Raw genomic sequence first — 21,218 nt, forward strand, 5'->3', positions numbered from 1 at the left:
ATCGGCGCCCGGCCGGCACATCGCGGGCGTGGTCGGGGCATGGCCGGTGATCGCGCCCGCACCCCGGCCGCCACCCTAACCGCCGGACCGGGCGAGATCCTATCGAGATCATGACGGCCATCCGGGGAACGGCACGGCCCCGAACGGTCCCGAACACGCCGGTGCCGCGCGACCCGACCAGGGCCGGGTCCGGCCCGGTGGACAGCGGCTCGGAGTGCGAAGTCGGCGGGGCCGACTTTCCACTCCGGGCATGGGAGGGGCGGGGGGGCTAGCCCGGGCGGCCGGTGCGCAGGAAGGCGGCGAGCAGCTCGTGCAGGACCGCTCCGCCCTCCTCGGCCAGGACCTCGTGTCCGGCGCCCGCCGCCTCGACGTAGCGGAAGTCGGTTCCCTCCGTGCGCCCGATGCGCAGCAACTCATCGCGCAGTGAACGCGATTGGCTCACCGGGACGACCTCGTCGCGGTCGCCGTGCACGATCAGCAGCGGTGCGCCGATCCGGTGCGCCAGCTGGAGCACGTCGCGCGGCCCCCGGGCGTCCGTGATCGGCTCGCCGCCGCCCAGCCGGGTGGTCAACGCCCGTACGGAGGAGGACGCTTCGGCCAGGAGCCGGCTGCCCGAGAGGAACGGTGCGACGACCGCGCAGCGCGTCACCTGGCCGGCCGGAGCGTGTGCGGCGGTGAGCAGGGCGAGGAACGCGCCGTAGCTGACCCCGAACAGGGCCGGCGGCTCCAGGCCGAGCGCCGCGCGCTGACCGGCGACGGCCTCCAGCAGGTGCAGCACGTCGTCGAGGTCGGGCCCGCCCCAGGTGCCCCGGATGGCCATCGCGTGCGCCAACCCGTAACCCGTGGAGCCGCGTTGGTTCGGTGCGAGGACGGCCAGGCCCTCGGTCGCCATCCGTTGCAGGGCCGGGTCGAACTCCAGCCGCCAGGCGTCCGCCGGGCCGCCGTGCAGGGCCAGCACCAGGTGCGGACTGCTCAACCAGGCGTCCCCGCCGTACACCACGGCCTCCAGCGGGCCGGCCGGGCCCGCGAGTTCGATGCTCTGGGCGGAGCGCCACCGGCCTCCGTCACCCGGCTCGGCCGATCCGTCCAGTCGCCAACCGGGCGGCGGCACCGACGTGTTGGCGCGTCCGACGGTGCCGGGCCGCCAGGGTGGCACGGTGTCCCGCCACGGTCCGGGCAGCCCGGAGCCGAGCGGCGCCAGTTGCAGCGGGAGCGGCACCGGCACGGGGCCGGCCGCGGTGGTGGCCGGGTCGTGCGCCAGTAGCGCGTCCACGTCCAGGGTGGCGAGCGCGGCCGGGTGGTCGGGCGCCGAGTACGGCACCCGCAGCCCGCCCGCCGACCAGCTCCCCACCGCGCCGAGCCGCCCCGGCGGGACGGGCAGCGGGTCCAGCCGTCCGGCGGCCGGCCGCCACAGGGCGAGCGAGCAGCCCGCGCCGTGGTCGACCTGGACGGCCACCCGGGGCCCGTCCGCGTCCGGCCGCAGTGCCACCGGCCGCAGGAACATGCCCGCGACGTGCAGGGCTTCCGGGAACCGCAGCGGTTCGCCGCCGCCCAGCACGCCCCAGCCGATCCGGTCGGCGCCGGGTGCGTCGCTGCGCACCATCGCGAACCGGCTGTCCGGGTCGAACAGCACCAGCCGGTCGTTGCTGTGCCCGCCGATCTCCAGCAGCGGGGTGACGGTGCCGCCGCGCAGGTCGAGCACCACGGTGCGGACCAGGCCGTCGCGCACCCGGTCGAGCGCCAGCAGCGCGCCGGTGCGGTCCAGCCAGACGCCGCCGCCGTGCAGGCCCGGGATCTCGGCGACCTGCTGCGGCGCGGATTCGTCGGCCCGTACGAGCCAGACGGTGGTGGCCGGCCGGGGGTCGCTGCCCAGGGCCACCGCGACCGGTGCGCCGGGGCCGGACGGCGCGCCCTCCGGGAGCGGCAGCAGGCGCAGGCCGGGCATCCTGAGTGTGGTCAACGGCCTTTCGACGGTGACGGGTCGACCGCCCGGGTCGGTGCCGGGGCGGAGTGTCACCAGCTGCTGCCGTTCGCCGTCGTGCCGGCAGACCAGCACCGAACCGTCCGGCAGGGCGACCAGTTGTGAGCGGAAGCTCTCGAAGCGGTTGCCCGGCAGTCGCAGGCCGGTCGGGACGGCGGGGCCGTCCAGTGGGAGGCGCCAACTCTCCACGTACCAGCCGCCGTCGGCGGCGGAGGCGAGGCAGGCGGCGTGGTTGCCGTCGGCGGCGAAGGTGAAGCCGAGTCGGCGCAGCGCCTGGGCGGCGGCTCGGGTGGCCACGGTCATGTCGTCACCCCCGACCTCGACCCGTACCCGCCGCGCGCCCCCGCCCCGGCCCGTACCCCTCGCGCGCCGCCGACCCGCGCGCCACCGACCCGTCGGCGGGCCGGCGAGGCGGCGCTGACGTGCGGCTTCCAGCCCTCGTCGGGGAGGTCGCCCGCGGACGGCCCGGCCGTGCACCAGAAGCCCTCGACGGTGACCCGCCGGTCGACCTGCCCGTCGACCCGCGCGCCCCCGCCGCCTCCCCGGCCTCCGGCGGCGGCCGGCGCCGTCCGCGTCAGCTCGGGCCACCGGTCGGCCGCATCCGGCCCGTGGCCCGCCGAGTCCGTTCCCCCGGCCGTACGAAGCGATGTGCCCGCCCCCATCCGCCACCACATCCCTTCGTCTGGTGCCGGCGCGCCCCGTCGGTGCCCACTGCTCCGGCACCGGGGCGCGCGGCCACGGCCTGACATCGGTTCCTCGGAACTGCCCGGTGTGCTGCCCCGGCGGCGGCCGACACCGTCGGCACCGCCCCGGCCGCGTCCGCCGCGGGCCCGGTCCGTCCTGCCTCACCCGGGCCCGTACCTCCGGCGGAGCGCCTCCCCGGCCCCCCTGGTCGGGCAACTCCCGTTCGCAGAGGAGAAGTTACTTTCGGTAGCGAGGGATGCTCAATCCGAAGCCGGTCACTTCACTCGTAAGGGTGATCCCGATGCGGTTTCGAATTCGTGCGAACGGCCGGGTGTGCCCGGCGTACGCCCCACCGTCCCGCGCGAACCGCCCCCGCGCGCCGGTCGAACGGGGCCGCGCCGACCGCCCGCGCACGCCGTACCGCGGGTTGACGCGCATCCGTACGCCCCGCCCGCCGAGGGGCACCGCCCCGGCGCGGGCCGTGGCGGCGAACCGGGCGGACCGCCGCCACCCCCGCGCACGGTAGTCTCGACAGGTGCCGAAACTGTCCGACGTCATCACCGCCCTCGAAGAGCTGTACCCGCCGCAGTGGGCGGAGTCCTGGGACGCCGTCGGCCTGGTCTGCGGAGACCCCCAGGCCGAGGTCCGCCGCGTGCTCTTCGCCGTCGACCCCGTGCAGGCGGTCGTCGACGAGGCCGTCGAGTGGGGGGCCGACCTGGTGGTCACCCACCACCCGCTCTATCTGCGCGGCACCACCACCGTCGCCGCGACCACCTTCAAGGGCCGCGTCGTGCACACCCTGATCCGCAACGGGATCGCCCTGCACGTGGCGCACACCAACGCCGACCACGCCGACCCGGGCGTCTCGGACGCGCTCGCCGAGGCGGTCGGCCTGAGCGTCACCGGACCGCTGGTGCCGGACCCGACCGACCCGCTGGGCCGGCGCGGCACCGGGCGGATCGGCCTGCTGGAGCCCCCGCTGACCCTCGCGGCGTTCGCCGCGAACGTCGCCAAGGGGCTGCCGGCCACCGCCGCCGGCGTGCGGGTCTCCGGCGACCCGAACCGCCTGGTCAGCCGGGTCGCGGTGTGCGGCGGCTCGGGCGACAGCCTGTTCGCCGAGGTGCGCGCGGCGGGCGTGGACGCCTACCTGACCGCCGACCTGCGCCACCACCCGGCGTCCGAGGCCGCCGAGGCGGCGTCGGTCGCCCTGGTCGACGCCGCGCACTGGGCCACCGAGTGGCCCTGGCTGCCGCTGGCCGAGCGGGCGCTGCACGGCGCCGCCGAGAAGCACGGCTGGACCGTGGAGACCCGGGTCTCCCGCACGGTCACCGACCCGTGGACCGCGCACGCCCCCATGTCCTTCCCCGCCTGACCCGATTCACAGGAGCTCTCCGCTTGAACGCCGCGCCCGCCGACCAGATCCGCCTGCTCGACCTCCAGGCCATCGACTCCAAGCTCGACCAGCTGGCCCACCGGCGGCGCAGCCTGCCCGAGCACGCGGAGATCGACAAGGTCAACGCCGACCACACCGCCCTCAAGGACCTGGTGGTCGCCGCCCAGGCCCAGCACGGTGACACCACCCGCGAGCTCACCAAGGCCGAGCAGGACGTGGAGCAGGTCCGTACCCGGGCCGCCCGCAACCAGCAGCGCCTGGACTCCGGTGCGATCACCTCGCCCAGGGACCTGGAGAACCTCCAGCACGAGATCGGGTCGCTGGCCAAGCGCCAGGGCGACCTGGAGGAGGTCGTGCTGGAGATCATGGAGCGGCTGGAGTCCGCCCAGACCCGCACCACCGAGCTGTCCGCCCGCCTGGAGCACTCCACCGTCGTGCTGACCGAGGCCGAGGGCCGCCGGGACGCCGCGTACGCCGAGATCGACGCCGAGGCGGAGAAGGTCAAGCGCGACCGCGAGGCCGTCGCCGCCGTCATCCCGGCCGACCTCATGAAGCTCTACAGCAAGCTGCGCGAGACCCAGGGCGGCGTCGGCGCGGCCCGGCTCTACCAGCGCCGCTGCGAGGGCTGCCGCACCGAGTTCTCGATCACCGAGCTCAACTCCATCAAGGCCGAGCCGGCCGACAAGGTGGTCCGCTGCGAGAACTGCTCGCGGATCCTGGTCCGCACCGCCGACTCCGGCGTCTGAGTCCGTGGCGGCGCGCAGGTTCGTCGTCGAGGCGGACGGCGGCTCCCGGGGCAACCCGGGGCCGGCCGGCTACGGCGCGGTGGTCCGCGACGGCGACACCGGGCAGCTCCTCGCCGAGGCGGCCGAGTTCATCGGGCACGCGACCAACAACGTGGCCGAGTACAAGGGGCTGATCGCCGGGCTGCGCGCGGCCCGGGAGATCGACCCGGGTGCCTCGGTGGACGTCCGGATGGACTCCAAGCTGGTCGTCGAGCAGATGTCCGGCCGCTGGAAGATCAAGCACCCGGACATGCAGCCGCTCGCCGCCGAGGCCCGCGAGGTCTTCCCGCGCGGGCGGGTCCGGTACACCTGGATCCCGCGCGAGCAGAACAAGGACGCCGACCGGCTCGCCAACGAGGCGATGGACGCGGGCAAGGCCGGCCGCCAGTGGGAGCCCCGGCCCGTGGCCGCCTCCGCGCCCTCCCCCGTGGAGCCGCCGGGGACCGAGTCGCCGGAGACCCCGCTGGAGACCGCCGTGCCCAAGACGGGCTGGGCGGCCCCGGCGGACCTCGGCACCCCGACCACCTTCGTCCTGCTCCGGCACGGCGAGACCCACCTCACCCCGGAGAAGCGGTTCTCCGGCAGCGGCGGCACCGACCCGGAGCTCTCCGAGAAGGGCCGCTGGCAGGCCGAACGGGTCGCCGAGGCGCTCGCCGCGCGCGGTTCGGTCCAGGCCGTGGTGGCCTCGCCGATGCGGCGCGCCCGGCAGACCGCGGAGACCGTCGCCGCCCGGCTGGGCCTGGAGGTCCGGTACGAGGAGGGGCTGCGCGAGGTCGACTTCGGTGCCTGGGAGGGGCTGACCTTCGCCGAGGCGCGGGAGCGGTATCCGGACGACCTCACCACCTGGCTCGGCTCCACCAAGGTGCGGCCGACCGGCGGCGGCGAGAGCTTCGCCACGCTCACCCACCGGGTCGGAGTGGCCCGGGACAAGATCCTCGCCCGCCACCCCGGCCGGACCGTGCTGGTGGTCTCGCACGTCAGCCCGATCAAGACGCTGGTCCGGCTGGCGCTCGGCGCCCCGCCGGACGCGCTGTACCGGATGGAGCTGTCCGCCGCCTCGCTCTGCGCCGTCCAGTACTACGCCGACGGCAACGCCTCGCTGCGGCTGCTCAACGACACCGGGCACCTGCGCTGAGAAACGCCGGGGGCCGGTCGGCTGATCCGACCGGCCCCCGGCGCGCGTACCCGCCGGTGCACCTGTTCGCGCACCCGCCCGTGCACCTGTCCGCTCAGTGCACCTCGGTGACCACCACGTCCAGCTGCCACGGCTTGCGCGCGGTGCCCTCGGCGGCGACCTCCACCCGGTGGCCCAGCCCGGTCAGCGCGTCCAGCAGCTCACCCGGCGTCTTCGGCTCGGCGCCCGCCGCCAGCAGATCGCGGACCAGCCGCCCCTTGGTGGCCTTGTTGAAGTGGCTGACGACGGTCCGCCGGCCGTCCCGCTCCTGGAGCACCCGTACGGTCGCCGTCCGGGCGATCACCTCGCCGGCCGGCTTCCAGGCCGCCGCGTAGGCGGAGGAGCGCAGGTCCAGCACCAGGCCGTCGGCGACCTCCGGCAGCACGTCGGCCATCGCCCGCCGCCAGTACGCGCCGAGCGCCCCCGGCCCGGGAAGTTTCACACCCATCGAGCAGCGGTAGGGCGGGATCCGGTCGCCGATCCGCACCGCGCCCCAGAGGCCGGAGAAGACCAGCAGGCTCCGCTCGGCCCGGCCGTACGCGGCCTCGTCCAGCGTCGCCAGCCCGAGGTTGTCGAACAGCACCCCGGTGTACACCTGCCCGGCCGGGAGCGCCCCCGCCGTCGGCAGCCCCGCGTTGCGCGCCACCTCGCCGCGCAGCCCCGGGCTCAGCCCCAGCACCCCGGCGGCGGCGTCCTCGTCCCCGCGGCAGAGCGAGACCAGCGCCTCCAGCACCTCCGCCCGCGCCGCCGTCAGCCCGGGCAGCGACAGCCCGTCGAGCGCCACCGGCACGCCGTCCCCGGACGCGGCTTTCCCCTCCGAGGGCGGCAACAGCACCAGCACGACGGACTCCTCCACACTCCACGGCCACCGACCACGCCACCCTACGCAACCCGCCCCCGCCCCGGGAAACGGCTGGTCACCCCACCCCGTCGAGCCCTGCGCGCTGCCCGGACGCCGAAGCGCCCGGCGCGCGGCACACCGCCCGGCACACCGCGTGGCCCGCGGCCCGGCGCGCGGCCCGGCGCTCGGCTCGTGGTGGCCGGCCCCGCCACCCGGACGGGCCGCTTCGACGCCCGTCGACGCCCGCCCGGGTGGGAGGATCGACGCGTGCGCGAAGCGACCCCCATGAGTCCGCCGTCCGCCGATCCCGGGCGGCGTCGCCGGCAGCTCATCCTGGCGATCTGCTGCCTGAGCCTGTTCATCGTCGGGCTCGACAACACCGTCGTGAACATCGCTCTCCCGCAGATCCAGCGGGACCTGGACGCCCCCGCCTCCGGGCTGCAGTGGATCATCGACGCCTACACCCTGGTGCTGGCCTCGCTGCTGATGCTGTTCGGCTCGCTGGCCGACCGCATCGGGCGCCGCCGGGTGTTCCAGACCGGCCTGCTGGTCTTCGTGCTTGGCTCGCTGCTCTGCAGCCTGGCGCCAGGCCTGGGCTGGCTGGTGGCGTTCCGGGCGGTGCAGGCGGTCGGCGGCTCGATGCTCAACCCGGTGGCGATGTCGATCATCACCAACACCTTCACCGAGCCGCGCGAACGGGCCCGGGCGATCGGCATCTGGGGCGGCGTGGTCGGCATCTCGATGGCGCTCGGACCGCTGCTCGGCGGCTTCCTGGTGCACGCCGCGGGCTGGCCGGCGATCTTCCTGATCAACGTTCCGGTCGGTCTGCTGGCCTGCCTGCTGACCTCCCGTTACGTCCCCGAGTCGCGCGCGCCCCGGGCCCGCCGGCCGGACCCGGTCGGGCAGCTGCTGATGATGGTGCTGCTCGGCTGCGGCACCGGCGCGATCATCGAGGGTCCCGCGCACGGCTGGACGTCCCCGCTGATCCTCGGCCTGGCCGCGGCGGCGCTCGCCGCGCTGGTGGCCTTCCCGCTCTGGGAGCGCCGGGTGGCCGAGCCGCTGGTCGACCCGCGGTTCTTCGGCAGCGCGCCGTTCACCGGCGCCACCGTGACGGCCGTCTGCGCCTTCGCCTCGCTCGGCGGCTTCCTCTTCCTGAACACCATCTACCTGCAGGACGTCCGCGGCTACAGCCCCGTGGAGGCCGGCCTGTGGACGCTGCCGATGGCCGGGATGATGCTGGTCTGCGCGCCGCTCTCGGGCCGGATCGTCGGCGCCCGCGGCCCACGGGTGCCGCTGGTGCTGGCCGGCCTCGGCCTGGTCGCCAGCGGCCTGCTGCTCACCCGGCTGGCCGCGGACTCCCCGCCGGGCCTGTTGCTGGCCGCGTACGGACTGTTCGGCTTCGGCTTCGGCTTCGTGAACGCGCCGATCACCAACGCCGCCGTCTCCGGCATGCCGCGCGCCCAGGCGGGGGTGGCGGCGGCCGTCGCCTCCACCAGCCGGCAGGTCGGCCAGTCGCTCGGCGTCGCGGTGATCGGCACCGTGGTCACCTCGGCGGTGGTCGGCACGGTCGCCTCCGGTTTCGCCCCGGCCAGCCACGCGGGCTGGTACATCGTCGCGGGCCTGGGCGCCACGATCGGGCTGCTCGGCCTGGTCACCACCTCCGCCTGGGGCACCGCCACCGCCACCCGGGTCGCCGCCCGCCTCGGCGGCGACCCGCCGCTGACCCGCCCCGGGGTTCGGGAGGCCCCGCCCGAGCGGCTACCATGACCACTACGGCGGAAGAGCCGGCCGGGCGGTCGCGACGGGTCCTCAGGACCCGCCGAGGAACGTCCGGGCTCCACAGAGCAGGGTGGTGGGTAACGCCCACCCGGGGTGACCCGCGGGACAGTGCCACAGAAAACAGACCGCCCGCCGCTTCGGCGACGGGTAAGGGTGAAACGGTGGTGTAAGAGACCACCAGCGACCGGGGTGACCCGGCCGGCTCGGTAAACCCCACCTGGAGCAAGGTCAAGATCGGTGCCTCACGGCGCCGTGCGCGGATGCTTGAGGGCTGCTCGCCCGAGTCCGCGGGTGGACCGCACGAGGCTGTCGGCAACGGCAGCCCTAGATGGATGGCCGTCTCCCCGGGCCGCGCGAGCAGCCCGGGTGACAGAACCCGGCGTACAGGCCGACTCTTCCGCCCCCTTCCCCCTTCGACCGGGCAAACCGCCCGGTCAGGGGGTTTTTTCGTACCGCGACGACCGGGTCAGCCCGGGTGGGTGCCGACGGCGTCGCGGACCTGGGCGCCGAGCCCGCCGTTGACGCGGGCGCAGTGGGCGCCGCAGAAGAACATGCCGGCCACTTCGACGCCGTGGCCGACGATCCGGACGTTGCACTGCTCGCAGTGCGGCGCGAGCTTCTCCATCGCGCACTCGAAGCTGTCGAAGGTGTAGACGTCGCCGGTGACCGTCTTGATCTCGAAGGCGAGCCAGTAGTCGTTGCCGCAGGTGATGCAGATGGCCATGGCGGCGTACTTCCTTCCGGGCGCGGGGGAGGGACCGGGCCGGCTGCCCGGTCCCTCCAGTCTCCGAGGCCCCCGGCGGGGCGGCCACCCGGACGCGTCAGGCGAGGTCCTCCAGGACACGGACGGCCCGGTCGGCGTCGTCGGCGGCGACGAACAGGTGGTCGTGGTGGTAGCCGGCGACCACGTTGCAGCTGATCCCCTCCTCGGCCAGCCGGGTGGCGACGGCGGCGGTCAGGCCGACGGCCTCCAGCGCCGAGTGGACCCGCAGGGTGATCCAGGCGGCGACGTACTCGTAGGGCAGGCCGAGGGCGTCGGCCTCCTCCTGGGCGACCACCACCGTCACCCCCTCGGGTTCGGCGACGGTGGCCACCGGCCGCAGTCCGGCGGGCACCTTGGTGGGCAGTGTGCAGTAGACGTACCGCCCCGGGTTGAGCTGGGGGCGCAGGTCGCGCAGCAGTGTCGTGAGGTCTCGTTCTCCGGCCATGCCCGCACCGTATCGGCCGGGCACCGGACGGTGGTGGACGGTGTATCGGAAAGCGTTGACGGTCGACAGTCACCGATATATCGTCGAGATATCGGGACAGTGACTCGACTGTCTCGAACGATCGTCTGGTGATCGACTAGTGGGCCGCCCCGGAGCGGCCCGATCGGGAGGTGGGTGCGATGCGCCCAGGACGATTCCGTGGAGAGGGAGGCCCCGGCGGTTGCCGCGGGCCGGAGTTCGCCGGGATGCCCGGTGAGCGCCCCGAGGGCCGGGGGGCGTTCGGCCCCTTCGGTCCGCCGCCGTTCGGCGGTGGGCCGGGTGGGCGGTCGGGTCCGCCGTGGGCCCGGGGCGGTTTCGGCGGGCCGCCGCCGTGGGTCCGCGGCCGGCGCGGTGGCCGGGCCCGGCGCGGGGACGTGCGCGCCTCGCTGCTGGCGCTGCTCAAGGAGCGGCCGATGCACGGCTACGAGATGATCGCCGAGATCGCCGAGCGGTCCGGCGGGGCGTGGCGGCCGAGCCCCGGCTCGGTCTACCCGACCCTCCAGCTGCTGGAGGAGGAGGGCCTGGTCACGGCGGAGGAGACCGGCGGCAAGCGGCTGGTCTCGCTCACCGAGGCGGGCCGCGCCGAGGCCGACGCCGGGCCGGACGAGCCGTGGGCCGAGGCCGGTCAGGAGATCGACTGGGCCGCGGTCCAGGAGGTCGGCCAGGCGCTCGGCGCCGTGGAGCACGCCGTCCGGCAGGTCATGGCGACGGGCACCGAGGCGCAGCGGGCCAAGGGCCTGGAGGTGCTCAACGAGGCCCGTAAGAAGCTCTACCTGATCCTGGCCGAGGACGCCTGACCGCGGGCACGGGCGTCACCGGCGTCACCGGCCCGGCCGGCGACGGGGTGCAGGGTGCTGCTGCTCAGGGGTGGACGACGAACAGTGCCACGCACGCGAGCAGCAGCACCGCCCAGCCGAACCAGAGCCAGCCGCTGGAGCCGAGCACCGCGCTGTAGACGCTGACCACCACCAGCAGGCCGACCGTGACCCCGGCCACCTGCCGGTTGTGGTGCGCCACCGCCTCGGCGCGGGTCCTCGGGTGCCGTACGGTTCTCGCCATCGCCGTCCTCCCGCGCGGGGAGGCGGCCGTCACCCGGAAGCGCGGACGGTGGCCGCCTCGTCGTACTCGTAGCGCCAGTACCAGCGGGCGCCCCGCTGCTGCTTGGCCCGGACGTACACCAGTGTGCGCGCCGGGGTGTCCCCGTGCGAAGGGACCGGCACGGTGTACTTCTTGGGCACGCCGTACATCGGCCCCAGCGGGACGGGGAGGATCCGGCCGTCCAGGGGGCCGCCGACGAATTCGGTGTCCGCGCTCTTCACCCCACCAGGGTCTCACCCCGCGGCGGCGCGGCGGAGACGGTGTGGCGGCCGGGTGCCGGGAGTGTGACCGGAGAGGCACCGCCCCCGGTCATCCACAGGGCCCGCGCACCCTTATCCTTCCTGTTACGCCCTCGGGTCCACCCGGGTCAGCGGGCCCGTACGGGCCGGGCGAGGCGCACCTCACCGTGCCCGCCGGGCCGCCGAGCCGCAGCCGTCGTGCCGCAGTGACTCCGTACCGTGACCCCGGCGTCGGCCGCCCGGTTACCCCGGCTCCGGCCGGCAGGGCGCGGGACTGCAGGGCCGAGCACCACCCGGGGAAGCAGCGGGGGGCGCCGTGCGTTGCGTCGGAGTGGTACGTCGAACGCTGTGTCGCACCAGGCACGGCAATGCGCGGAAGGGGCCCGATGGAATCCGGCGGCAGGTGGACGGCCTGGTGGCAGAAGCGTGATCGTGAGCGGGGCCGGTCGGCGGCCACCGACAGCCCTGCGGCCAGACTGGACCAGCTGCTCGGCGCGGTCCGCGCCGGGTTCCCGCTCGCCCCCGCCGCCCATCCGGCCGGCTACCGCTGTTCCTGTGACCGGGTGGCCTGTCCGGCCCCCGCCCAGCACCCGGTCTCCTTCGCCTGGCAGACCCAGGCCACCACCGATCCCGAGCAGCTCGCCCGCTGGCTCTCCCGCGACCCGCTGGCCAACTTCGTCACCGCCACCGGCCGCGTCCACGACGTGCTGGACGTACCGACCGAGGCCGGGCGGCTCGCCCTGGAGCGGCTGACCGCGCTCGGCGTCGAGGGCCCGGTGGCCGCCGTCGGCGAGGACCGCTACCTGTTCTTCACCGCCACCCGGGGCACCCCGGTGGACGAGGACGAGTGGTGGCCGAGCGCCCTGGACTCCACCCCGGACACCATGTCCGAGCACCCCGGCCTGCGCTGGCACTGCCGCGGCTCGTACACCCTGCTGCCGCCGGCCGCGCTGCCGGACGGCTCCGAGGTGCGGTGGCTGCGCGGCCCCGAGCAGCCGCTGCCGGACCCGCTGCGCGTCCTGGACGTGCTGACCGACGCCTGCACCGAGGTGGGCGCCGTCGCCGAGGAGCAGTGGCTCATCGGCTGACAGCGCCCCCGGGGCCGGGCCGCCGCTACGGCAGGGTGAGGATCTCCGCGCCGTCCGCCGTGACGACCAGGGTGTGCTCGAACTGGGCGGTGCGCTTGCGGTCCTTGGTGACGACGGTCCAGCCGTCCGGCCAGATCTCGTAGTCGTAGGTGCCCAGGGTGAGCATCGGCTCGATGGTGAAGGTCATCCCCGGCTTGATCACCTCGGTGGCCCGCTCGCTGTCGTAGTGCGGGACGATCAGGCCGGAGTGGAACGACGTGTTGATGCCGTGCCCGGTGAAGTCCCGCACCACGCCGTAGTCGAAGCGCTTGGCGTAGGACTCGATGACCCGCCCGATGACGTTGATCCGGCGGCCGGGCTTGACCGCCTTGATCGCCCGGTCGAGCGACTCGCGGGTCCGCTCGACCAGCAGCCGGGACTCCTCGTCCACGTCGCCGACCAGGTAGGTGGCGTTGAGGTCGCCGTGCACCCCGTGGATGAACGCGGTGGCGTCGATGTTGACGATGTCGCCGTCCTGGAGGACGGTCGAGTCCGGGATGCCGTGGCAGATGACCTCGTTGATCGAGGTGCAGACCGACTTGGGGAAGCCCCGGTAGCCGAGGTCGGACGGGTAGGCGCCGTGGTCGCACATGTACTCGTGGGCGACCGCGTCCAGCGCGTCCGTGGTGACGCCGGGCGCGATCAGCTCGGCCGCAGCGGCCATCGCCCGGGCGGCGATCCCACCGGCGATCCGCATCTTCTCGATGGTCTCGGCGGTCTGCACCTCGGGCCCGGTGTACGCCGCCGGGGCGGGCCTGCCGACGTACTCGGGGCGCGCGATGTGCGCCGGGACCTTGCGGGTGGGGGACTGGATGCCGGGAACGAGTGCCATGGCGGCGAGTCTAGTTGGCGGGGCCGCGGCGCCGTGGCCGGTACAGCGGCGCCGGGGCCGGTACCGCGGCGGGCGCCGGCGGGGTCCGGGTGTGCGGACGGCGCCGGGGCGGGGAATGATCGGGACGACGCGACGCCGCACCGGGAACGCGAGCCGCGACCGCAGACACGGAGGTGACCACACCATGCCCCTGGGATTCCGCCGCAACAAGCCGACCGGCCTGCCCGGCGAGTGGTTCTACTGCATCAAGCACGGCAAGGTCGAGGAGGGCCCGGAGTGCCCGGCGAAGGACCGCCTCGGCCCGTACGCCACCCGCGAGGAGGCGGCGCACGCGCTGGAGACCGCCGAGCTGCGCAACCGGGAGTGGACGAACGACCCGCGCTGGAACGACAAGCCCGAGGACGAGCGGGGGAAGTGAGCCAGGGGGAGCGGGGGCGGTGACGGGGGGAGCGGCGGGTCAGGACGCGCCCGCCGCCTGCTCCGCCGCGGCCCCCTCGGCGGCCTCCCGTTCCGCCGCCGCCCGCTCGTGCTCGGCGCGGACGGCGGCCGCGTTCGGGTCGGTGCGGTCGTCGTAGGAGAGCAGCCGCGGCAGCGCGGTGGCCAGGGCCAGTACGCCCACCACGCAGGCGACGCCGCCGATCCACACCGAGGCCCGGACGCCGACCACCCCGGCCATGCCGCCCGCCCGGACCTGGCCGAGCTGCGGCCCGACCGAGTAGCTGAGCAGCTCGACGCCGGCCATCCGGCCGCGCAGCTCGTCCGGGATCGACTGGTTCCACAGCGTGGAGCGGGCGATGCCGCTGACCTCGTCGGCGCCGCCGGCCAGGGCCAGGCAGAGCAGCACCGGCCAGACCGAGTCGGCCAGGCCCGCCAGCGCGATCGCGGCGCCCCAGCCGAGCGCGGCGGCCAGCAGCAGCCGGCCGTGGCGGTGCACCCGGGACGTCCAGCCGCTGGTCACCGAGACGAGTATGGCGCCGACCGCCGAGGCGGCGTACATCGGGCCGAGCGCCCAGTCGGCGTGCAACTCGGAGGCCAGGAACGGGAAGATCGCGACCGGGAAGGCGAACAGCATGGCGCACAGGTCGATCGCGTAGGTGCCCAGCAGGTCCTTGCGGCTCCAGGCGTACCGGATCCCGGTGAGCACGGCCCGCACCGAGGGCTTCTCGGCGCCGGTCGGCGGCGGGACGGCGCGGATCCGGGCGAGCAGCAGCAGCGAGGCGCCGAAGGTGGCGATGTCCAGCGCGTAGGCGGTCTGCACCCCGGCGAACGTCACCACGACGCCCGCCAGCGCCGGGCCGGCCACCGAACCGACGTTGCGGTAGAGCGAGTTGAGGGCGAAGGCGGCGGCCAGCTGATCGTGTCGCACGACCCGCGGGGTGAGCGCGTCCAGTGACGGGCGCTGCAGGCCGTCGGCGGCGGCGACCAGGGCGGCCACCAGGTAGACCGGCCACAGCACCGGCGTCGGCAGCAGTGCGTTGACCAGCAGCAGCACGCTCAGCAGGCCGAGGGCGGCCTCGGAGAACAGCACCAGCCTGCGGCGGTCCAGGGCGTCGGCGAGGGCGCCGCCCCAGAGGCCGAAGACGATCAGCGGGACCAGCTCGAAGGCACCGACCAGGCCGACCGCGAAGGAGGAGCCGGTCAGGTCCTTGATCTGCAGCGGCACGGCGACGTAGGTGAGGAAGCTGCCGAAGCTGGTGACACAGCCGGAGAGCCAGAGCAGGCGGAAGTCCCGCGAGGAGCGCCAGGGGGAGAGGTCGGGGATGACCGCGCGCAGCAGGGAGCTCGCCCGACCGTTCGGGGGTGGGTCGGCGTCGTTCACGAGCGACCATCCTGACGGGGCGTTCGGCCGGGCCGCAACGCATTTTCGCGGCCGGGTCCTGTGGACGTGCCGTCACCGGTGCCCTACCAGCGGTTGATCGTCGGCCCCGCCGTGAGCCGACCGGCCAGCGCCGCCAGCCGTTCCAACGCGGCCGAGCGCCGTGCGGGCCGCTGCCCGGCGGCGGCGCTGACCAGGTGCTGGGCCAGGTCGAACGGTTCCTCCTCGGCCGTGCCGACGGCCAGCCGCCGGTGCGCGAGCCCGGCCAGCTCACCGAGTCCGGCCGGCTCACCGGGCCCGCCCGACTCGCCGAGTCCGCCCGACTCGCCGAACCCCGCCGGGCCGCCGGGCCCGGTGCCGTCCAGCGCCAGCACCGTCGCGCCGTGCCGGCGGGCGTCGTGCACCCGCTCCAGCAGCACCTCCCCGGCCGCCGCCGGGGCGACCACCAGGACGGTCGCCCCCCGCCCGGCCTCGGTCAGCCGGCGCAGGCCGTGCGCCAGATGGGCCGGAGCCTGCGCCGGGACCCGGTGCCGCAGCAGGGTCGGGGCCAGCCGGGGCACGGCCGACCAGGCGGCCTCGTCCTGCAAGTGGGCGGCCAGGTGCCACGGTTCGTACGCCTCGGTGCCGACCAGCAGCAGCCCGTCCGCGCCCCGCCGGGAGACCGCCCGCCGCAGCTCACCGGCGAAGCCGCCGACGGCCTCCAGCCAGCCCGTCCCGGCCAGTTGCTCCCGTAGTGCCGAAACTCTCACCGCGTCCATGGCGGACAGGATGACGCGAGGGGCCCCGGGTTTGACAGGATCAGCCCATGACTTCCCTCGATTCAGCGACAAACCCGGCCCATGACCTGCCGGACGTCTCGCAGCTCGTGGTCGGCGTGCTCGGCGGCACCGGCGACCAGGGGCGGGGGCTGGCCCTGCGGCTGGCCAAGGCCGGCCAGCAGGTGATCATCGGATCGCGCGACGCTGCCCGCGCGCAGGCCTCCGCGGAGGCGATCGGCCACGGCGTGCGCGGCGCGGACAACGCCGCCACCGCCCGGGAGAGCGACGTCGTGATCGTCGCGGTGCCCTGGGACGGCCACGCCGCCACGCTCACCGCGCTCCGCGAGGAGCTGGCCGGCAAGATCGTGGTGGACTGCGTCAACCCGCTGGGCTTCGACAAGCAGGGTGCCTACGCGCTCGTCCCGGAGGAGGGCAGCGCCGCCCAGCAGGCCGCCGCCCTGCTGCCGGACTCCCGGGTGACCGCCGCCTTCCACCACCTGTCGGCGGTGCTGCTCCAGGACGAGTCGATCGAGCGGATCGACACCGACGTCATGGTGCTCGGCGAGGAGCGGGCCGCCACCGACACCGTGCAGGCGCTGGCCGGCCGGATCCCCGGCATGCGCGGCGTCTTCGCCGGCCGGCTGCGCAACGCGCACCAGGTGGAGTCGCTGGTGGCCAACCTGATCTCGGTCAACCGCCGCTACAAGGCCCACGCGGGTCTGCGGATCACCGACGTCTGATCACCGCTCCGATTCCCGTCCGACCACCGGCTCGCCGGCCTCACCCCTGGACCCGGTCCGGAGGTGAGGTCGGCGACAATGGAGGCCGTCCGTCCACCGGCCCCAGGAGTCTGCCGCCATGCCCCGCACGTCCCTCCTCGCCTCGATCGTCGCCGTTCTCGCGCTGGCCGCCGCCGTGGTCTCCGCGGTCCAGGGCTGGTGGATCGGCCTCATCTGGCTCCCGATGGCGGGCATCGCCAGCAATGTGCTCTGGATGAACCTGCGCCGGGAGAAGCTGACCCGGGCCGCCGCCGAGCAGTCCTGAGCCCCGGCCCTGAGTCCCGGCCCTGAGCCCCGGCCCCGAACCCGCTCAGTTCTTCCAGAACGTGAACAGCTCGTGGCCCACCTGCGCGTAGGCGCGGTCGACCCCCAGCAGCTCCATCACGCCGTACACGGCCTCGAAGAACCAGTGGTTCACCTCCGGCTGCCAGAGCAGCGCGAAGACGGCCAGCATGCCGTACGGCGCGAACGGCTCGATCGCCCGCCGGGTCTTGTGCGACAGCCAGGGCTCGACGATCCCGTAGCCGTCCAGGCCGGGCACCGGCAGCAGGTTGAGCAGGGTCGCGCTCAGCTGCAGCATGCCGAGGAAGCCCAGCGCGAGCGCGAACGGTGAGACGTTCAGCTCGATGCCGTTCCAGTCCGCGCGCACCGAGGGGTTGTCGAGCCAGCCCGCGCCGACCGGGATCAGCAGCAGTACGGCCGCCAGCAGGTTCACCAGTGGTCCGGCGGCCGAGATCAGGCTGTGCTTGAGCCGCCCCTGCACCCGGTGCCGCTCGATCCAGACCGCGCCGCCGGGCAGGCCGATGCCGCCGAGCAGCACGAAGACGATCGGCAGCACGAAGCTGAGCAGCGCGTTGGCGTACTTGAAGGGGTTGAGGGTCAGGTACCCCTTGGCGCCGACCGAGATGTCGCCGCCGTGCAGCGCGGTGCGCGCGTGCGCGTACTCGTGCAGGCAGAGCGAGACCATCCAGCCCGCCACCACGAACAGGAAGATTCCGAACCGCATGTTGCCGTAACCCTGGTAGACGGCCACGGCGGAGGTGACGAGGATCGCGAGCAGCGCCCAGAACACCGGACTGATCCGGCGGTCCTCGCTGCGGGAGCGCTGCGTGGCGGCGAAGGTCATGGTGTGGGTGCTCCGGTGGTCGGGGTCGCATGGGGACTGGGCAGAGGCCGATCATGCCGGGCGCGCCCGCGGCGGACAAGCCGCCCCGGGTGAACGTAGGGAACCGCGCACCGGTTCCTGCGCGGCCGCGGAATCAGGGTCCGGTCAGGGTAAGGGGCAGGACAAATCCGAGTGGGCGGCGGCGCCGATCCACCAGAATGGTGCAGTGCACTACGGCATCCTCGGTACCACCACCGCCCACCACGACGACGGCACCCCGGTCCCGCTCGGCGGCGCCCGGCTGCGCGCGCTGCTCGCCGCGCTGGCCCTGCGGCAGGGGCGGCCGGTGCCGGCCGACCTGCTGGTCGACGAGGTGTGGGACGCCGAGCCGCCGCAGGACTCCTCCGCGGCGCTGCAGACCCTGGTCGGCCGGCTGCGCCGCACCATCGGCCGCGACCGGGTGGGCTCCGGCCCGGCCGGCTACTGGCTGACCGACCCGGTGACCGACCTCGCCGAGTTCCAGCGGCTGGCCACCGAGGGCCGCGGGGCGCTGGAGCGGGGTGACCACGCCGAGGCCGCCGAGCGGCTGCGGGCCGCGCTCGCGCTGTGGCGCGGCCCGGCGCTCGCCGACCTGCCGGACCGCACCGGCCCGGCCACCCGGCTGGAGGCGCAGCGCGAGGAGGTCCGCCGGCACCGGATCACCGCCGACCTCGGCCTCGGCCGGGCCGCCGACCTGGTGGCCGAGCTCGCCGAGCTGTGCGAGCGGCAGCCGCTGGACGAGTCGCTGCAGTACCTGATGGTGCGGGCGCTGCACGAGAGCGACCGGACGGCGGAGGCGCTGCGCCACTACGAGCGCACCCGGCGCGCGCTGGCGGAGGAGCTCGGCGTCGACCCGGGCCGTCCGCTGCAGTCCCTCCACGCCGAGCTGCTGGCCCCCGTCGACGCCCCCGCCCCCGCACCGGTGGCCGCCGCGCCCGCGCCCTCCGCCCCGGTGCCGCCGGCCCGCGCCGCGGGCAACCTGCGCGGCCGGCTCACCAGTTTCGTCGGCCGGGAGAGCGACCTGGCCGCCCTGCGCTCGAAGCTGGCCGCCAGCCGGCTGGTCACCCTCACCGGCCCCGGTGGCTCCGGCAAGACCCGGCTCTCGGTCGAGGCCGGCCGCCTGGAGCAGGGCGCCGGGCACTGGCCGGACGGCGTCTGGCTGGCCGAGCTGGCCCCGCTGGAGCGCCCGGAGGCGGTGCCCGGCGCGGTGGTCTCGGCGCTCGGCCTGCGCGAGACCGTCCTGCACACCAGCGGCAGCATGGTCGCCGACGTGATCGACTCCCGCACCGACGACCCGGTGCGCCGGCTGGTCGAGTTCTGCGGGCACCGCCGGATGCTGATCGTCCTGGACAACTGCGAGCACCTGATCCAGTCCGCCGCCGACCTGGCCGAGACCCTGCTCACCGAGTGCCCCGGCCTGACCGTGCTGGCCACCAGCCGCGAGCCGCTGGGCGTGCCGGGGGAGACCGTGCTGCCGGTGGAGCCGCTGCCCGACCCGGTGGCGCTGCGGCTGCTGGCCGAGCGGGCCGCCGCCGCCCGCCCCGGCTTCGACCCGCGCAGCGACCCGGAGGCCTGCGCCGAGATCTGCCGCCGGCTGGACGGCCTGCCGCTCGCCATCGAACTGGCCGCCGCCCGGCTGCGGGTGATGACGGCCCGGCAGATCGCCGACCGGCTGGACGGCCGGTTCGCCCTGCTCACCGCCGGCAGCCGCACCCTGCTGCCGCGTCAGCAGACGCTGCGCGCGGTGGTCGACTGGAGCTGGGACCTGCTGGGCAAGCAGGAGCGCGCGGTGCTGCGCCGGCTGGCGGTGTTCGCCGGCGGCTGGACGCTGGAGTCGGCCGAGGCGGTCTGCGCGGACGGCACCGAGGTGCCCGGCGAGGACGTCGCGGACCTGCTGCTCTCGCTGGTCGACAAGTCCCTGCTGGTCGCCGACCTGGACGGGGACGGCCCGCCGCGCTACCGGATGCTGGAGACCATCCACGAGTACGCGGTCGAGCGGCTGGCCGAGGAGGGGGAGACCGGGGAGACCGAGGGGCGGCACGTCCGGCACTTCCGCGAGCTGGTCCGCACCGCCGAGCTGAACGTGCACGGCCCGGCGCAGCTGCACTGGCTGGCGGTGCTGGAGCGGGAGCACGACAACATCCGGACCGCGCTGCGCCGCGCCGTCGACCGCCGGGACGAGGACGGGGCCCTGGTACTGGCGCTGGGCATGAGTTGGTACTGGTCGCTGCGCGGCTACAGCCGGGAGGCCCGCGGCTGGTACGAGGCGGTGCTGGAGATAGGCCCGGACCCGTTCGGCCCGGACGCCCTCACGCTGCCGCTGGACCGGCGGGTGCTGGAGTACCCGTCGCCGATGCCGCCGGAGGTGGCCGCCGAGGCCCGCCGGGCGGTGGTCATCTTCCGGCTGGTCAGCCTGTTCGAGGGCAACCTGGACGTGCTGGCCGATCCGGACGCGGTCGGCACCGCCCGGAAGGTCATCGCGGCCTACCGGCCGGACCTGCCGCAGGCCTACCGCTTCCCCGGGCTGATGAGGGTCTTCGGCACCTTCCTGGTCGGGGAGCTGGACGCCGTGAAGGACCTGATGGACGAGGCGGTGGAGGGCTGCCGGCGGCACGGCAGCCCCAGCGACCTGGCGTTCATCCTCCAGATCCGGGCCAAGATGATGAACGACTGGCCGGACGGCGCGGAGCAGAGCACCGTGGACGGCGAGGAGTCGCTGGAGCTGTACCGGCGCTCCGGCGACCTGTGGGGGATGTCCCAGGCGCTGGCCGCGCGCGGCGAGTCGCTGGCCAACCAGGGGCGTTCGGCGGAGGCCGTCGAGGCGTACCGGCGGGCGATCGAGCTGGCCGAGGAGCTGGGGGCGCCGCAGGAGGTGCCGATGCTCCGGGTGCACCTGGGCCTGGCGATGCTGGACGAGGACCTGGACGAGGGGGAGCGCCGGATCCGCGAGGCACTGGCGGAGATCCGGCCGGGCGAGAACCAGGCGACCAACGGCGCGCTGCTCTTCGGGCACCTGATGCTCTGCGGCATCCGGGCCCAGCGCGGCGAGCACGCGGCGGCGCTGGGCGAGCTGGACGAGCTGCGCTGGACGCGGGTCGGCGGGTTCGCCCCGGACGTGGTGGGCGGGATGCTGACCGTCACCCGGGGCTGGGTCACCGCACGCGCCGGCGACCCGGAGCGCGGGCTCGACCTGGTCGACGAGGGGCGGGAGCTGCTGCGCGCGATGCCGCACAGCGCGGGCGGGTTCATCGAGCAGATGTCGGTGATGCTGCTGCCGCCGGTGATCGGGGTGCTGGAGGCCTTCGCCCTGCGCGACGGGGACCTGGACGCGGCCCGCCGGGCCGCCGTGCTGTTCGGTGCGCACGCCGGGATGAACGGGCCGCGCGGCGGCTACCTCGACCGGGTGGAACGCGAGCGGGCCGAGGAGAGCCTGCGCGGTCTGCTCGGTGACGCGGTGTTCGAGGCGGCCCTCGTCGAGGGGCGCGGGCTGTCCGTGCTGGAGGCCAGCGCGCTGCTCGACCGGCTGCTCGACTGACCGGGG

Annotated in this window: 20 protein-coding genes and 1 other RNA gene; 11 read left to right on the forward strand and 10 right to left on the reverse strand. The window is 75.0% G+C overall.

Annotation, left to right across the window (positions count from 1 at the left end; translation table 11 throughout):
* Positions 1-268: 268 nt before the first annotated feature.
* Positions 269-2,284 (reverse strand): alpha/beta fold hydrolase, encoded by a 2,016-nt coding sequence (locus tag ACFVUH_RS18080; protein ID WP_387914235.1) that lies wholly within the window; start codon positions 2,282-2,284, stop codon positions 269-271.
* Between the two features lie 916 nt (positions 2,285-3,200).
* On the opposite strand from ACFVUH_RS18080, the gene ACFVUH_RS18085 reads away from it, so the two are divergent.
* Genes ACFVUH_RS18085 through ACFVUH_RS18095 form a run of 3 tightly spaced genes read left to right on the forward strand, consistent with a single transcriptional unit; the run spans position 3,201 to position 5,978 of the window.
* On the forward strand, positions 3,201-4,037 hold the full coding sequence (locus tag ACFVUH_RS18085; protein ID WP_387914236.1) for a Nif3-like dinuclear metal center hexameric protein: 837 nt from the start codon (positions 3,201-3,203) through the stop codon (positions 4,035-4,037).
* Between the two features lie 23 nt (positions 4,038-4,060).
* On the forward strand, positions 4,061-4,804 hold the full coding sequence (locus tag ACFVUH_RS18090) for a C4-type zinc ribbon domain-containing protein (protein WP_355361984.1): 744 nt from the start codon (positions 4,061-4,063) through the stop codon (positions 4,802-4,804).
* 4 nt (positions 4,805-4,808) lie between these two features.
* A complete protein-coding gene (locus ACFVUH_RS18095; RefSeq protein WP_387914237.1) occupies positions 4,809-5,978 on the forward strand; it encodes a bifunctional RNase H/acid phosphatase in 1,170 nt (389 codons plus the stop codon).
* A 94-nt stretch (positions 5,979-6,072) separates the two neighbouring features.
* Here the strand turns inward: ACFVUH_RS18095 and yaaA are convergent, their stop codons facing one another.
* Positions 6,073-6,858, reverse strand: coding sequence for a peroxide stress protein YaaA (gene yaaA, locus ACFVUH_RS18100; RefSeq protein ID WP_355361980.1), 786 nt, complete (start codon positions 6,856-6,858; stop codon positions 6,073-6,075).
* Between the two features lie 285 nt (positions 6,859-7,143).
* On the opposite strand from yaaA, the gene ACFVUH_RS18105 reads away from it, so the two are divergent.
* Positions 7,144-8,625, forward strand: a complete 1,482-nt coding sequence (locus ACFVUH_RS18105) for an MFS transporter (RefSeq protein ID WP_387914456.1) — start codon at positions 7,144-7,146, stop codon at positions 8,623-8,625.
* A 13-nt stretch (positions 8,626-8,638) separates the two neighbouring features.
* An RNA gene (rnpB, locus tag ACFVUH_RS18110) (RNase P RNA component class A) lies at positions 8,639-9,037 on the forward strand.
* 66 nt (positions 9,038-9,103) lie between these two features.
* Here rnpB and ACFVUH_RS18115 read toward each other — a convergent pair.
* Together ACFVUH_RS18115 and ACFVUH_RS18120 are read right to left on the reverse strand one after the other, a co-directional pair.
* Positions 9,104-9,361: a Prokaryotic metallothionein gene (locus tag ACFVUH_RS18115; RefSeq protein ID WP_355361978.1), complete on the reverse strand. Its 258-nt coding sequence runs from the start codon at positions 9,359-9,361 to the stop codon at positions 9,104-9,106.
* Between the two features lie 97 nt (positions 9,362-9,458).
* Positions 9,459-9,845: an ACT domain-containing protein gene (locus ACFVUH_RS18120; protein WP_355361976.1), complete on the reverse strand. Its 387-nt coding sequence runs from the start codon at positions 9,843-9,845 to the stop codon at positions 9,459-9,461.
* 179 nt (positions 9,846-10,024) lie between these two features.
* On the opposite strand from ACFVUH_RS18120, the gene ACFVUH_RS18125 reads away from it, so the two are divergent.
* Positions 10,025-10,681: a PadR family transcriptional regulator gene (locus ACFVUH_RS18125; RefSeq protein WP_387914239.1), complete on the forward strand. Its 657-nt coding sequence runs from the start codon at positions 10,025-10,027 to the stop codon at positions 10,679-10,681.
* A 64-nt stretch (positions 10,682-10,745) separates the two neighbouring features.
* On the opposite strand, the gene ACFVUH_RS18130 is transcribed toward ACFVUH_RS18125, so the two are convergent.
* Both ACFVUH_RS18130 and ACFVUH_RS18135 read right to left on the reverse strand, forming a co-directional pair.
* Entirely contained in the window at positions 10,746-10,943 is a 198-nt protein-coding gene (locus tag ACFVUH_RS18130; RefSeq protein ID WP_355361972.1) for a hypothetical protein, read from the reverse strand.
* Between the two features lie 29 nt (positions 10,944-10,972).
* The gene (locus ACFVUH_RS18135) at positions 10,973-11,203 is read right to left on the reverse strand and encodes a hypothetical protein (protein WP_355361970.1); all 231 of its coding nucleotides are present in this window, start codon (positions 11,201-11,203) and stop codon (positions 10,973-10,975) included.
* 404 nt (positions 11,204-11,607) lie between these two features.
* Between ACFVUH_RS18135 and ACFVUH_RS18140 the strand changes: the two genes are divergently transcribed.
* Complete coding sequence (locus ACFVUH_RS18140) at positions 11,608-12,309, forward strand: bifunctional DNA primase/polymerase (protein ID WP_355361968.1); 702 nt, start codon at positions 11,608-11,610, stop codon at positions 12,307-12,309.
* A gap of 25 nt (positions 12,310-12,334) precedes the next feature.
* On the opposite strand, the gene map is transcribed toward ACFVUH_RS18140, so the two are convergent.
* The gene (map, locus tag ACFVUH_RS18145; RefSeq protein ID WP_355361966.1) at positions 12,335-13,180 is read right to left on the reverse strand and encodes a type I methionyl aminopeptidase; all 846 of its coding nucleotides are present in this window, start codon (positions 13,178-13,180) and stop codon (positions 12,335-12,337) included.
* 184 nt (positions 13,181-13,364) lie between these two features.
* On the opposite strand from map, the gene ACFVUH_RS18150 reads away from it, so the two are divergent.
* Positions 13,365-13,598 carry a hypothetical protein gene (locus ACFVUH_RS18150; protein WP_355361964.1) on the forward strand — a complete coding sequence of 78 codons (234 nt, stop codon included), beginning with the start codon at positions 13,365-13,367 and terminating at the stop codon, positions 13,596-13,598.
* A 39-nt stretch (positions 13,599-13,637) separates the two neighbouring features.
* On the opposite strand, the gene ACFVUH_RS18155 is transcribed toward ACFVUH_RS18150, so the two are convergent.
* Positions 13,638-14,999, reverse strand: a complete 1,362-nt coding sequence (locus tag ACFVUH_RS18155) for an MFS transporter (RefSeq protein WP_355361962.1) — start codon at positions 14,997-14,999, stop codon at positions 13,638-13,640.
* An 83-nt stretch (positions 15,000-15,082) separates the two neighbouring features.
* On the reverse strand, positions 15,083-15,754 hold the full coding sequence (locus ACFVUH_RS18160; RefSeq protein WP_387914242.1) for a hypothetical protein: 672 nt from the start codon (positions 15,752-15,754) through the stop codon (positions 15,083-15,085).
* Positions 15,755-15,801: 47 nt separating this feature from the next.
* Between ACFVUH_RS18160 and npdG the strand changes: the two genes are divergently transcribed.
* Positions 15,802-16,494: an NADPH-dependent F420 reductase gene (gene npdG / locus ACFVUH_RS18165; RefSeq protein ID WP_355361958.1), complete on the forward strand. Its 693-nt coding sequence runs from the start codon at positions 15,802-15,804 to the stop codon at positions 16,492-16,494.
* A gap of 118 nt (positions 16,495-16,612) precedes the next feature.
* The gene (locus tag ACFVUH_RS18170) at positions 16,613-16,798 is read left to right on the forward strand and encodes a hypothetical protein (RefSeq protein ID WP_355361956.1); all 186 of its coding nucleotides are present in this window, start codon (positions 16,613-16,615) and stop codon (positions 16,796-16,798) included.
* 45 nt (positions 16,799-16,843) lie between these two features.
* On the opposite strand, the gene ACFVUH_RS18175 is transcribed toward ACFVUH_RS18170, so the two are convergent.
* Positions 16,844-17,659, reverse strand: coding sequence for a site-2 protease family protein (locus tag ACFVUH_RS18175; RefSeq protein WP_355361954.1), 816 nt, complete (start codon positions 17,657-17,659; stop codon positions 16,844-16,846).
* Between the two features lie 205 nt (positions 17,660-17,864).
* Here ACFVUH_RS18175 and ACFVUH_RS18180 point away from each other — a divergent pair, with 205 nt between their 5' ends.
* Positions 17,865-21,212, forward strand: coding sequence for a BTAD domain-containing putative transcriptional regulator (locus ACFVUH_RS18180; protein WP_387914244.1), 3,348 nt, complete (start codon positions 17,865-17,867; stop codon positions 21,210-21,212).
* Positions 21,213-21,218: the final 6 nt, after the last annotated feature.

The sequence above is a fragment of the Kitasatospora sp. NPDC058032 genome (assembly GCF_042885845.1).
GTDB lineage: Bacteria > Actinomycetota > Actinomycetes > Streptomycetales > Streptomycetaceae > Kitasatospora.